At 42.4% G+C, this 13,940-nt stretch carries 9 protein-coding genes and 1 riboswitch; of the genes, 7 read left to right on the top strand and 2 right to left on the bottom strand.

All coding sequences use genetic code 11. The features are described from left to right. Positions 1 to 14 precede the first annotated feature (14 nt). Both KFT32_RS12895 and KFT32_RS12890 read left to right on the top strand, forming a co-directional pair. A complete protein-coding gene (locus KFT32_RS12895) occupies positions 15 to 2,105 on the top strand; it encodes a beta-galactosidase (RefSeq protein WP_211747626.1) in 2,091 nt (696 codons plus the stop codon). A 152-nt stretch (positions 2,106 to 2,257) separates the two neighbouring features. Further along, entirely contained in the window at positions 2,258 to 3,688 is a 1,431-nt protein-coding gene (locus KFT32_RS12890; protein ID WP_211747625.1) for an NAD-dependent malic enzyme, read from the top strand. A 67-nt stretch (positions 3,689 to 3,755) separates the two neighbouring features. Here KFT32_RS12890 and KFT32_RS12885 read toward each other — a convergent pair whose 3' ends face one another. After that, positions 3,756 to 4,979 carry a copper amine oxidase N-terminal domain-containing protein gene (locus tag KFT32_RS12885; RefSeq protein ID WP_211747624.1) on the bottom strand — a complete coding sequence of 408 codons (1,224 nt, stop codon included), beginning with the start codon at positions 4,977 to 4,979 and terminating at the stop codon, positions 3,756 to 3,758. A gap of 364 nt (positions 4,980 to 5,343) precedes the next feature. Between KFT32_RS12885 and KFT32_RS12880 the strand changes: the two genes are divergently transcribed. The 5 genes from KFT32_RS12880 to KFT32_RS12860 all read left to right on the top strand — a co-directional run bounded on the left by KFT32_RS12880 (position 5,344) and on the right by KFT32_RS12860 (position 12,787). Beyond that, entirely contained in the window at positions 5,344 to 6,408 is a 1,065-nt protein-coding gene (locus KFT32_RS12880; protein ID WP_211747623.1) for an FUSC family protein, read from the top strand. Positions 6,409 to 6,536: 128 nt separating this feature from the next. After that, positions 6,537 to 7,007 carry a pyridoxamine 5'-phosphate oxidase family protein gene (locus KFT32_RS12875; RefSeq protein ID WP_211747622.1) on the top strand — a complete coding sequence of 157 codons (471 nt, stop codon included), beginning with the start codon at positions 6,537 to 6,539 and terminating at the stop codon, positions 7,005 to 7,007. A gap of 30 nt (positions 7,008 to 7,037) precedes the next feature. Beyond that, positions 7,038 to 9,407, top strand: coding sequence for an RNA polymerase recycling motor HelD (helD, locus tag KFT32_RS12870; RefSeq protein WP_211747621.1), 2,370 nt, complete (start codon positions 7,038 to 7,040; stop codon positions 9,405 to 9,407). Between the two features lie 265 nt (positions 9,408 to 9,672). Further along, on the top strand, positions 9,673 to 11,496 hold the full coding sequence (gene ade, locus KFT32_RS12865; protein WP_211747620.1) for an adenine deaminase: 1,824 nt from the start codon (positions 9,673 to 9,675) through the stop codon (positions 11,494 to 11,496). Between the two features lie 275 nt (positions 11,497 to 11,771). After that, a riboswitch (cyclic di-GMP riboswitch) is annotated at positions 11,772 to 11,864 on the top strand. Positions 11,865 to 11,890: 26 nt separating this feature from the next. Continuing rightward, complete coding sequence (locus KFT32_RS12860) at positions 11,891 to 12,787, top strand: hypothetical protein (RefSeq protein ID WP_211747619.1); 897 nt, start codon at positions 11,891 to 11,893, stop codon at positions 12,785 to 12,787. A gap of 49 nt (positions 12,788 to 12,836) precedes the next feature. On the opposite strand, the gene KFT32_RS12855 is transcribed toward KFT32_RS12860, so the two are convergent. Beyond that, the gene (locus tag KFT32_RS12855) at positions 12,837 to 13,751 is read right to left on the bottom strand and encodes a helix-turn-helix transcriptional regulator (protein ID WP_211747618.1); all 915 of its coding nucleotides are present in this window, start codon (positions 13,749 to 13,751) and stop codon (positions 12,837 to 12,839) included. Positions 13,752 to 13,940: the final 189 nt, after the last annotated feature.

The following is a 13,940-nucleotide window of genomic DNA, read 5'->3' as shown; positions in this document are numbered from 1 at the left end:
GAGATTTCAATCTCATGATAAAAAAATACCCGCCTCTATTTGATAAAGCGCCCGTTATGCTACATGGTGCTGATTATAACCCGGAGCAGTGGCTGCGATATCCAGAAATACTAGAAGAGGATATAAGGCTGATGAAGAAGTCCCATTGCAATGTGATGTCTGTTGGTATTTTCTCATGGGTTTCCTTAGAACCGGAAGAAGGTGTGTTCACTTTTGAGTGGCTTGATCAAATTCTGGATTCATTCGCCCAAAATGGAATTTACGCACTCCTTGCTACACCAAGTGGAGCAAGACCTGCTTGGATGTCACAGAAATATCCGGAAGTACTGCGAGTTAGCAGTAACCGGGTTCGTAACTTGCACGGTTTCCGCCATAACCACTGCTATTCATCTCCCGTATATCGTGAGAAGGTAACTATCATCAATACGAAACTTGCTGAGCGATATGCCAATCATCCCGCCGTTATTGGTTGGCACATCTCCAATGAACTTAGTGGAGATTGTCACTGCGATTATTGTCAGGATGCATTTAGGGAATGGGTCAAAAACAAATATGTCACGCTGGACGAGTTGAATCATTCGTGGTGGACGACCTTCTGGAGTCATACGTACACCGATTTCAGTCAGATCGAGTCCCCGGCTCCGCACGGCGAAACTCAGGTGCATGCCATGAATTTGGACTGGAAACGGTTTGTAACCGACCGTACACTTGATTTTTTGAAGCATGAAATTGCCCCACTTCAAAAGGTGAATTCTAATTTACCTGTCACTACCAATTTCATGAGTTATTTTGATGGACTAGATTACTGGAAATTTGCTGATGTGCTCGATGTTCTATCTTGGGACAGTTATCCGACATGGCATGATATGGATGATAATGATGATAGCAAGCAAGCGGCTTCCGTTGCTCTTATGCATGATATTGTACGTTCGATTAAGGGCGGTAAGCCGTTTATGCTCATGGAAAGTACGCCAAGTATGACCAACTGGCAGGACGTCAGTAAGCTGAAAAAGCCAGGGATGCATCTCTTATCATCTCTTCAGGCCGTAGCGCATGGTTCGGACACGGTGCAATATTTTCAGTGGCGTAAAAGCCGCGGATCGAGCGAAAAACTGCACGGAGCCGTTGTAGACCATGTAGGAAATGAACACACACGTGTTTTTGAGGAAGTCACAGAGGTAGGAAGCGCTCTTATGGAGCTTGGCGATGTTGTTGGAACGGTAGTTCCTGCAGAAGTAGCCATTATCTTTGATTGGGAGAACCGCTGGGCCGTAACGGATTCACAAGGACCTAGAAATGTAGGAATTAAGTATGATGAAACTATTCAGGCACATTATAAAGTATTCTGGGATAAGGGAATTCCAGTCGATATGATTAATATGGATGCCGATTTTACCAAATACAAACTCGTCATCGCTCCAATGTTGTATATGGTGAAATCAGGCGTTGGTGAGCGTATAGAGAAGTACGTGCAGGAGGGTGGAACCTTGGTAACGACTTACTGGTCGGGTATCGTTAATGAGAATGACTTGTGTTATCTTGGAGGATTCCCAGGCCCGCTCCGTAAGACTCTTGGTATCTGGTCGGAGGAAATAGATGGACTACATGACGGTCAAGTAAATCGAATTGAAGCGCTAGGGGATAATCCTTTAGGATTAAGTGGCGCATTTGAGGCCGTTGAACTTTGTGATTTGATTCATTTGGAAGGGGCAGAGGCATTAGCCTTATATGGTAGTGATTTTTACAAGGGTAGACCAGCAGTAACGGTGCACACCTTTGGAGAAGGAAAGTCCTACTATATTGCTTCCCGTAATAAAGAGCCATTTCATGAAGCATTCTATAATGGAGTGATCCACGAAACTGGGCTAAAGCAATCCATTCAAGGTGTGTTTCCTCGCGGGGTAACTGCTCATGTGCGTACGGATGGACAACACGATTATGTATTCGTACAGAACTATACGGGGGAAGAGCAAGTCCTTCACTTGGGAGATGGAACATATACGGAGATTGGGCTGCCTTCCGTAGACAGTAGTCAGGAGATTATAGAGCAGGTGGTACTTGAACCACATAGCGTTCGGATTTTGAAACGTAACCATAGATTATAGCACTCATAATAGAAAAAGGCGACCTCCAACTCTGATGAATTCCAATCAGAAGAACGGAGGTCGTTTTTCTTCTTGAAATCCGTGAGATGAGAAGGAAAAGTGCTATATCATCACGAAAGATAGTAGGAACACTAATCGCGGGAGGGAACATCATGATTCAGCGTAATCTGGACGGGAACAGTATCATCATCCGCCTTGAAATGAAAACGAAGACGATTAATTTTGGAGAAGTAGCTTCTGCTATCTCTATTGCAGGGGGAGATATCGTCGCTATTGATGTGATCTCAACCAATCAGGATGTAACGGTACGAGATTTGACTGTAGCGATCACAGACAGTGAACATAACAAAAAAATTATAGATGAGGTACGTAAATTGGACGGTGTGACGATTATTAATGTCTCTGACCGGACCTTTCTGCTTCATTTGGGCGGCAAAATTGAAATCGCTCCCAAAACGCCAATCAACAACCGTGAAGACCTCTCAAGAGTATACACTCCAGACGTTGCTCGCGTATGTACTGCGATTGCAGAGGAACCGCAAAAGGCTTACTCTCTAACGATCAAAAGGAATACGGTAGCTGTTGTTTCCGACGGAAGTGCTGTACTAGGCCTTGGTAACATTGGGCCAGAAGCCGCGATGCCTGTAATGGAAGGGAAAGCGATGCTATTCAAGCAATTCGCGGGTGTCGATGCATTTCCCATTTGCTTGCAAACACAAGATACGGAAGAGATTATTCGAACAATAAAAGCGATCTCGCCTGCTTTTGGCGGGATTAATCTTGAAGATATTTCCTCTCCGCGTTGTTTTGAGATTGAAGAGAGGTTGAACAAAGAACTGGACATTCCGGTATTCCATGATGATCAGCATGGCACGGCAGTTGTGTTATACGCTGGTCTTATTAATGCACTGAAACTTGCTGGAAAAACGTTGGAAGACAGTAAGATCGTTATCTGCGGTATTGGTGCAGCAGGTGTGGCCTGCAGTAATATATTACTTTCTGCTGGAGCAAAACGGCTTATCGGAATTGATCGTGAAGGTGCACTTATACGTACGAAGAAGTATGAGAATCCGGTTTGGCAGAGCTATGCGGAACGGACAAATCCGGAACTTGAGGAAGGGACTCTTCATGAAGTCTTGAAGGGGGCCGATGTGTTTATTGGTCTTTCACGCGGGAACTTGCTTACAAGAGAACATATACTCACGATGGCGAAAGATCCAATTGTATTCGCTATGGCAAATCCAGTACCCGAAATAATGCCAAATCTAATTGAAGATATCGTTGCTGTCGTAGCGACCGGACGATCGGATTATCCGAATCAGATCAATAATGTGTTATGTTTCCCCGGCATCTTCCGGGCAGCGCTGGACTGCCGCGCAACCGAAATTAATGAAGAGATGAAACTCGCAGCAGCGAATGCAATTGCCTCATCCATTTCGGATGAGGAACGTACCAAATATTATATTATTCCGAGTGTTTTTAATGAGCGTGTGGTGAAAAGCATCCGGGAACGTGTCATTGAAGCTGCAATTCAAACGGGCGTGGCAAGAAGGGTACCGAGAAAAAGCAGTGACAATTCGTAATAAGAGTTAGAGTTGCAAAAAAAGCCCGGTTAACGCAGATGCGTTACCGGGCTTTGTCTGTTTCTATTTACCGAATAGATTTGGTAATATGCTCCTCTGTTGAGGACAGGGACGCTGCATTATATTCTTCATCATGGAATTTGACGAAAGTGTCTGCAATCAACCATTTCCCTGATACATTTTGTTTCATGTAGTACATACTTGTATTATCGCCTTCAATATCTGATTCTTCGGTATGAACGATCGCTGTGTCTCCATCGTACTTAACTACATTGATCTCCGAAGCAGACAAATCATATTCAAAATAATCGAACCATCCATCGTCGAGTAATGATTTCAAATCACGATAAATCCAAGTTGTCGGATCAAATGCGGATAAAACAAGCTTTTTATTCGCTGTATTAAATCCTTCGTATTGGGTATTTAGGGTTTGCTCGATTGCCGTTTTTACTTCAACAGGTACGTTCGGTTTCTCACCGATCAGTTCTTCTGCTTTGTAGGAATCAGAAAGAGATTCTTCGTAATACAATTTCAGATTTCCGTTTGAAGATTTGCTTAAATCTAGAACGAGTTCCTCTTTGACATCAAAATAAAAAGGTCCACTGATCCAAGTGTTTGTTTTGGTTGCATACACCGTAATTCCATACTCATCCGTGTAGACAGGATCGATATTAGTGTACGTAACCTTGCCTTTTGATTTGAAATATTCACTATAAACATGAATCATTTCATCATAGAAAGGAGCGTCAATATCAACCAGCGCTTTTACTTTTGCGAGGCTGCGCTCATTTTCCGCTTGACTAAGTTTGTTCAGAAATGCAGTAACCTGGGCTTTTGTTTTGTCATCCACTTTACCTGTTTCGATATGAATGGTTTTCTTTTGTTGATTCCAGGTTACTTTATAACCAGTAGCTTCTGCTACAAAACGAAGCGGTACTAAAGTACTTCCTTTAGTTATGTATGGAGCAGCAGGTAAGTCCGTTCTTTGGCCGTCAATGTGTGCGGTGTTCTTACCTACGATTAATTGCAGTTTGGTTTCACCATTGTCTGCGTTAATTCGTTTAGCCGCATTATTCCATTTCACACTGTAATCCAATCCTTCAAAAAGGGGACGGAATTGTACAAAAGTTACTCCACTTTTGATGGTTGGTGCAACATCAAATTTCATTTCAACATTATCCAGATATACCCGGATTTGCTTCTGTGCAACAGCAGCTTCTGCTGTCCCGCCCATGATGGACAATACCATTACTAGAGCGAGGGTTAATAGGCCCAATTGCTTTCTCAGCATGATGTCAACTCCTCTTGGTTGTGTAGGTTAGTAGCTATGGCTATATGAATGAAAGAAGATATATAATATGACTTCATCCTACCATGCAGAAATCAGTTTACCTGCCGAGGAAAATAAATGCAATAGAGGTGGAATTTTTTTACCAAGGTAAAATAATACAATGGGATTTCAGGAAAAATTTTTATCTACCGAGGGTTTTAATAAAATTGCTGTTAAAAATACACTCGTCAGTCATAATAAGATATGTTACAATGAATCGTTATGCTTTTTAGAGGAAAGATTTGCTAGTACTTTTTTAACAGAATATGAAAATTAACATCGATATCATTCATGGATATATAAAGAATAAGGAGGGAAGAGAGACATGTCTTTTGGCGCTCGTGTCTTGAAAACCGGAATTGCAGTTACACTGGCCCTCTACGTAAGCATGTTGCTGGGCATTGATCAGTCACCTGTTGGTGCAGCGATCGCAGCTATCTTTGCCATGCAACCTTCCATCTACCGTTCGTGGCGATATTTTCTGGATCAGCTTCAATCCACTACACTTGGTGCGATCGTTGCACTCATAGGGGGAATGGTGTTCTCCAATGAACCCATTGCGATGGGGCTCGCATGCATACTCGTCATTAGTATTTGTCTAAAACTGAATATGGGAGATACGATTGGCCTAACCTTGGTAACCGTTGTCTCTATTATGGAAGCCTCCGGCGACTGGAATTATGCACTGAATCGATTTTTACTTACCCTTGTAGGGATCATCTCCGCATCAGTCATTAATGTAACCGTGTCACCTCCGAAGCCCAAACTTCAGTTTGTGATGCAAATTCGTAGTGTGTTTGACCGAATGTCACTTCTCTTGCGAACTTCGATATCGGATGAAATCAAGGAGTCGGTGTTCCGAGATGAGAAGAATGATTTGGAGGGGCAGATTAAGTCCCTTGTTGATAAGTATCGTTTGTTTGAGGAAGAAACTCAAAAACTGAAAAAAGCGAAGTTCAGTACGACAAGGCAGATGGTCGTCTACAAACTGATGTTATCCAGTCTTCAGAAGGGGTACGCGGTACTTGATTCGGTAGATCGTCATTATTTTCAGGCGGAACGAACAGACAAAACGGATGAATATTTTGACAACCATCTGGAGAAACTCATTAAGTTTCATGAGCATGTATTATTGAAGTTTGAAGATAAACTAAAACCGAATGATCATGAAGGGGAAGAGATCGTAAGGACGAATGTTGAGTTTATGGAGTCTGCCATCGAACGAATTGAATTTGATAGAGAGGGAATGCTCAGACTTTCGATCGTTGCTGCCGCTATGTATGATTATGGTTACCAACTAGAACGTTTGAACAGACTTGCGGATCATATTTTGGATTCTGAAGACAATAAAGATTCTGCCGAAGGACTTGCTGCCTGGTTGAAAAAATAACCCTCCAGCAAGTGTGATCCTTTTATTTGCATCCACTTGGTGGATTGGATACAATAATAAAACAGCCCGGACACCGACTACATTGTCCGGGTTTATTCTTTTTGTATGTGCCGGGAGGTATAAATGAAATGATGAAAACCGTCATTCCAGAAGCACTGATGACCCTGCTAAGCGGAGAACAGTTAGAAGACAAACAGCAAGAGGCATTTATTTTACAAACGGTAAATGAGGACGGTTATCCTCACTCTGCCATGATCAGCGTTGGTGAACTGGTTGCGTGCGACGCTTTTACGTTTCGAATTGCACTTTGGCCAGGAACGATGACGACAATGAACCTCATCCGAAGCCAAAAAGCACAACTCGTTATTATTGACCAGGGCCTTGTATATTATATAAAAATCCAAACTGTGCATCTTCCGCCAGTAAACTCAGATATACATACAAGAGAACGATTCAGTGCGCATATTCATGCGTTAAAAATAGATCAAGCTAAATATGCTCGGATCGAGTCTGGGATTCAGGTGAAGTTACTCAATCCGGATTCAGTGATCAAAAGATGGCAAGAGCAGGTGGATGCACTTAAACAAAATCCATATTGACATAAAGTTAAGTACAAAGGAGCGGTTATCTTGAGCACGGACAAAGAATGGCAACTTGAACAAGCTAGAGTAGATGAAGTAACAAGGCAGATTCGCCAAGCCATTACAAAACTTGAAAAAGAAGTGGGTTCTGTTCGCGGCGAGGTCGTCGAGATGAGAAAAGACTTTTGGGATGAAGTAACGATTAACTTCAGCGAAGCAGATGATGTGGGTGAAACTTCCACCAATCTAAGACAGCAGTCTGAGGTCTTATCCGAACGGGAACGCAGTCACAAGAATACATTTCAGGCGCTTGGTAAGATGAATAAGCTCGTCTCCAATCCTTACTTTGGACGGATCGATTTTACCGAAGATGGATCTCAGGAGAAAGAATCGATTTATCTTGGTATTGCGTCCTTTCTGTCGGAAAATGACCAGGACTTTCTTGTGTATGACTGGCGAGCTCCGATTTCTAACCTGTATTATGACGGGGCACCGGGACACTCATCCTATCATACTCCCTCAGGTTTAATTGAAGGGGAAATTACACTAAAGCGTCAGTTTACGATTCGAGATGCAGACATCAAGTTTATGTTTGATACTGGGGTAACGATTGGGGATCAATTGTTGCAAGCTGTACTGAGTCGAAGTTCTGACGCGACCATGAAGAGCATTGTAGCCACTATCCAGAAAGAACAGAACCAAATTATACGAAATGACAAGAGTAAGTTTTTAATTGTGCAAGGAGCAGCAGGAAGTGGAAAGACGTCTGCAGCACTTCAGCGTGTAGCGTATCTGCTATATAAAGATAGAGAACATCTGAAGGCAGATCAGATGATTCTATTTTCACCAAATCCGATGTTTAACAGTTATGTTTCTACTGTACTTCCCGAGCTTGGCGAAGAAAACATGTTGCAAACGACATTTCAAGAGTATTTGGAGCGCCGGATTGGTAGAGAATTTCAGCTGGAAGATCCATTTGTGCAGTTAGAATATGTGTTGGCTCAGAAAGAGGACCCCTCCTATGAGGCAAGAATTCAGGGTATTGAATTCAAGTCATCCCAGTCGTTCCTTACGATGATTACAAGATATAAAGAAATTCTTGCTGAGCGCGGGATGATGTTTAGGCCGCTGCGATTTTTAGGCAGGGAAGTGGTATCTGCTGAGCAGATCCGTATTAAATTTTATGAGTACGATCAAAGCATTCTTATTGCTAACCGATTAGAGCTCTTAAAAGAATGGCTGCTTAAGGAACTATCTATTTTCGGGAAAAGTGAACTGGATGCACCGTGGGTAGATGAACAAATTCAACTCTTGAGTAAAGAAGACTATCACCGGGCTTATCAAAGGTTAAAACGGAAACAGCAGGGCAAAAAAGAAACGTTTGATGACTTTGATCTGGAGCGAGAAATTTTGGCTCGAATGGTTGTGTCCGATCGGTTAAAACCCCTTAGAAAATGGGTAAAGGCAACCCGTTTTGTAGATATGAAAAATTTGTACCGTGCCATTTTTAAAGATAGTCAGGTGCTGTCTCGTATTTCTGCAGGAATGAACCTGCCGTCTGCCTGGGAAGAAATTAGCCGGTTCACTACGGATCATTTACAGGCACAGGAACTGGCCTATGAAGATACGACGCCGTTTTTGTATTTAAAAGATTCTTTGCTTGGATTCCGGATTTTTGCAGGTATTCGCCATGTCATTATCGACGAAGCGCAAGACTATTCACCTTTTCAGTTGGCCTTCTTCAAACGAATATTCCCTCGTGCGAAAATGACAGCGTTGGGTGATTTTAATCAGGCAATTTATGCTCATTCGTCTGTACTCCAGACAGCAAGCCCGCTTGGAGAAATCTTCGGGAATGAATCAGCGGAAGTAATTCGTCTGACTCGAAGTTATCGCTCTACCAAAGAGATTGTGGAGTTTACGAAAGCGATGCTGCCGTATGGGGAAGAAATTCTTCCTTTTAATCGGGAGGGAGAACTGCCGACAGTCCGTGAATATGGAAAACGAGATGATATGGAAGAAGCCATTCAGCATCAATTAGAACAATTGATTTCGGAAGGGTATGAATCGGTTGCCGTCATTTGTAAATCCGCAGATCAAAGTAAAGAGGTACAGGAACGAATGTCGAATAAACTCAGTGTGCCAACCAAACTGGTCAAGAAAACGACACTTGGTTTCGACAAAGGTGTACAGATCATTCCGGCCTACCTTGCAAAAGGCGTCGAATTTGATGCCGTTCTCATCTATGATGGATCGGAAGCAATGTATGCAGCTGAAAGCGAGCGGAAGCTGTTTTATACTGCATGTACAAGAGCTATGCATTTACTGGACATTTATTCTCTTGGCCCTGTGAGTCCCTTTGTTTCAGATGTACCTTCTGAACGATATAGACAAACGAGGGAGTTCCAGAGCAAATAACAAAAAAGAAATTCAAAGCATTTCAGATTCGATCTGGAATGCTTTTTTGTATGTAAATCAAACGAATGGATGATATTCAAAACATTTACATAAAATGAAAGGAATATTGAATATCCAATGTTATATTTTGGTATAATTATTGATCTTTTGGTTACCTTACTGAAATGATAATACAATTTGAGTTAAATTTGTTTACATGTGAGGATCGGACTACTATAATCGATAACAATATATTTTTTCATGGATGGTACGAATGGGGGAGCTTATGTTGAAAACGAAACGCTTTGAAAGACCTGCCTTAGCCGATTGTGTAAAAGATCTGGTGGCTACTGCAAGAGGAGATATGAAGGCATCGCTTGTCATTCAAGGCGGTACACTTGTTAATGTTATTTCTGGTGAGATCTTAGATCATATGTCCGTTGCTGTTCAAGGATCCAGAATTGCTTATGTCGGTAAAGATGTTTCGCATACAATTGGACCGGACACAGAAATCATTGACGCAACGGGACAGTACATAGCACCTGGGCTGATGGATGGACATTGTCATATTGAAAGTACACAGCTTAAAGTATCTGAGTTTGCAAGAGCCGTATTACCGCTGGGCACAACGGGAGGATTTTTTGATGCCCATGAGATATCCAATGTTTTAGGTTTAAAAGGGCTCAAGTATATGCTGGAGGAAGCAAGAACTACACCGCTTGCCGCTTACATGCAGGCTCCTTCTTGTGTACCTTCCACAAGTCCGGAACTCGAAACGACGGGCGCATGGATTGGACCAGAGGAAGTGGCAGAAGCTTTGTCTTGGGGACCGGATATGATTGGACTCGGCGAAGTTATGAATTTCCCAGGCGTAGTGTATGGTGATGACAAAATGATTGGCGAAATTGAAGCGACACTTCGGGCAGGAAAAGCAGTAGATGGTCACTTTACATGGGCATCGGATGACTGGAGACTTCCCGTGTATGCTGCTGCAGGCGTTACGGGAGATCATGAATGTGTAACCAAAGAAGATGTGGCAGAACGTATTCGACTCGGAATGTATGCAAAACTGCGTCAAGGTTCAGCTTGGCACGATGTTGCAGAGACAATTAAAGCAGCAACTGAGCTAGGTCTTGATACTCGGCGGATGATGCTTGTCACCGACGATCGCAGTTCCGAGTCTTTGCTGGATGAAGGACATATGAATTTTGTAGTAAGGCTTGCTATTTCACAAGGCTTGAAGCCGGTAACCGCATTTCAAATGGCGACCATTAACACTGCGGAACGTTTTGGTGTTCAGCGGGATGTGGGTTCGATCACCCCAGGTTCCATTGCGGATATTATCCTCTTGAATGGACGCCTTGCAGATGTCGATGTGGATACGACGATTGCTGCGGGTCAAGTCGTTGCCCGTGCAGGAGAGATGGTTGCGGAGTGGGAACCTTATATTTACCCTCAAGATGCGCTTGGAACAGTTCATCTTGCGGAAACAGTGCGGCCTGAGGACTTTGTCATAAAAGCTCCTATTTCTGGTGGAGAGCTAAAAGCAAGAGTGATTCAGGTAACTGAGAACCATGTGGAAACCAAAGAAGTGTGGAAAACCGTACAGGTTGAGTCAGGGCAAGTGAAAATAAGTAAAACTCAAGATGTTTGTAAAATAGCAGTCATTGAAAGACATCACATGACAGGTAACAAAGCCGTCGCTCTTGTCGGAGGTGTTGGATTTGATCGGCCCGCTGCGATAGCGATGACAGTGGCTCACGACAGCCACAATCTGATGGTCATCGGAACTGATGAAAATTTGATGGCTGAAGCAGGAAATCGGGTAGCTGCTATGCAAGGTGGAGTTGTTGTAATTACAGAGGAAGGTATAACGGAGTTCCCGCTACAAATTGCTGGTCTCATGTCTACAGAGCCTTTTGAAGTGGTAGCATCACAGTCTGCAGGAATCAGCACAGCTCTGCAAACGGCGGGCTGTTATCTGAATAATGCTTTTATGACCTTATCCTTACTTGCACTGGTCGTTATTCCTGAGCTTCGTTTATCTGATAAAGGACTTGTTCAGATTTCTGCGGATGGGATCAAAATCGTACCTTTGTTTGAAGAGTAAACTTTAGCTTGTTCGTATAAAAATAGGTGAACAGACACGTGTCTGTTCACCTATTTTTTTGTGTTTTGACCAAAAAAATGGTTTTTTATACCTAAATGAATCTAAAGACCTATAAAGAAGTTTCACTTTTATTACGAAAAATATAAGTATAAGGTGATTCTTTGGTCCTTAATATTCGTATATACGGATGAGACTTTGGTAATCCTGTATAAGCTATGAATAGTTCTAAGAGGTGAGAAGAGAGAGATAGGGCAGTGACCATTGGATCGGAAAGTATACACTGAGGGCAAATTTACCGAAAGGTAGAGACGCAAAGCCAAAGGGTCTAAGGTGAGTCTAACGACTTACGATGACAGCCGGTTGCCGATGTGAAAATCGAAGGAGTGTACAACAAATGTGGAGAAGAAACAAAAGGAAATTAGGCGCTATACTTTTGGTATTCGCTATTGCGGTAACACCATGTGCAGGAACTCTGGAAGAGGCAGAAGCTACTCCGGTAGCGACGAGCCAGACAGCTACTTGGCTGTGGGATACAACTCAGATTAAAACCGCGCCAAACTCAGTACTATCGTTTGCAAAAGAGAATGATCTGAATGTGATATACTTACAGATTAATCGTGACGTACCGATCAGTAGTTATAGATCCTTTATACATAATGCTTCGAAAGCGGGAATCGAAGTCGAGATCCTAGATGGTCGCCCTTCTTGGGGGTTAACAGAAGCAGCAAGTGGGCTCGCTGATTTTATAGACTGGATTGAGAAATATCAAAGTGAGGCAAAAGAGACAGAGAAATTCGCAGGAATCCATTTGGATATCGAACCGCATGTGCTTCCCGAGTGGAAAGAAAACCGTGATGATGTAGTAGGACAGTGGCAATCTAATGTGAAGTATTTGACAAGTGAAGCAAGACGCCTTGATATGAAGATTGGTGCAGATCTACCATTTTGGCTTGATAACTATACGATCCCCGGTAAAGATATGAAAATCAGCAGCTGGATGATTCGCCAGTTTGATTCAGTTACGATTATGGCTTATCGAGATAAAGCAAACTCCATCTATGATGCGGCCTATAGTGAACTTGTAGAAGCTTCTGCTCTGGGTAAAAAAGTATCCATTGCGGTAGAGACGAACAAAAGTAATGAAGGGGATTTTATTACTTTTTATGAAGAAGGACCGGTTTATATGGCTGAGCAGCTTCAATTGCTTGAGCAAAAAGCAAAGATACATGGTTCATTTACGGGAGTATCCATTCATGAATATGGCAGTTGGGAAACGCTTTTGAGACGATAAAAAAAGAAAAGGTGCCAAGGATCTTGTATTCAAGTTCCAGGCACCTTTTTTATATAGTCATGGCTTCAATGGCAATTTGTTCATAGAAAAGTTTACGATACTGTGAAGGAGTCTTTTCTTTTTGTTTCTTGAAGAGGGTGATGAAGTAACTGAGATTATCAAATCCAACTTCCATTGCGATATCTACGACTTTGTAGTTGGTGTTCTCGAGCAGTTTACACGCTTTTTGAATTCGGTAGTGATTAATATAATCAATAGGGCTTTTCTGCACCATCTGCTTAAAAAATCTGCAAAAATGTCCTTCACTCATATTTAGATGGGCAGCCAGATCTTTTAATTTGATGCTTTCATTGTAGTGCTCATGAACGTAGTTCAGTGCCATTTTAATCCGGTCGATCTTATCGGGACTGCCTGTAACCCGGTTAGTGTGTTGATCATTTACCTGCATCTGTTCAAACATTTCAGCAAAGATAAGGTATAAATGAGCCTTGGTTGAAATCTCCAAAGTTCGTTTTTTCTCTTCGTGTTCAGATAGAATCCGGTTGATGTGCTCTAGAATGGAGGCTCCCCACAACGTATTTTTCTTAATATGACGAGGGGGAATGAGTCTTTTTGTCATCAAAGGATCAATTAGGTTCTCTTGCAGAGCATCATAGGAAGGACCCGCCAGCCAGCTTGAATCAAAAACAATAGCTGAGAAAATACAGCGTTCCTCCCCTAATAGATATCCGGCGTGGATTTCTCCACTTCCTACAAAAATAGCTTCCCCGGCTTTCACCTCATACACATTCATATCTACGTGAAATACTGCGGAGCCTTGTTCCATTAGTATGATTTCCATCTCATCATGCCAGTGGCAGTCAAGAATACTGTCTCCATTGAGTTGATCCACCCCCGGATAAACACTGACAGGAAACAAGGAATGACCGTGAACTCGATTTTCGCGAAGTAATTCTTTGTTCATTGTGACACACACTCCTTTCTTGTAAGTTTCAAGAATTGGACTTGTAATCGCTTCCATATATGGTTATCGATTGATAATTCAAAGAGCTCAAGTATACAAAATATCATAATAATGATACATTTCATCAAAATAACGTAAGAAAAAGCCCGATTATATCAATATCATTATAGTATAACTGAAGGGGGTAAG

The organism is Paenibacillus sp. Marseille-Q4541 (assembly GCF_018310695.1).
Classification (GTDB): Bacteria; Bacillota; Bacilli; order Paenibacillales; family Paenibacillaceae; genus Paenibacillus.
This window is presented reverse-complemented; position numbering and strand designations above follow the sequence as displayed.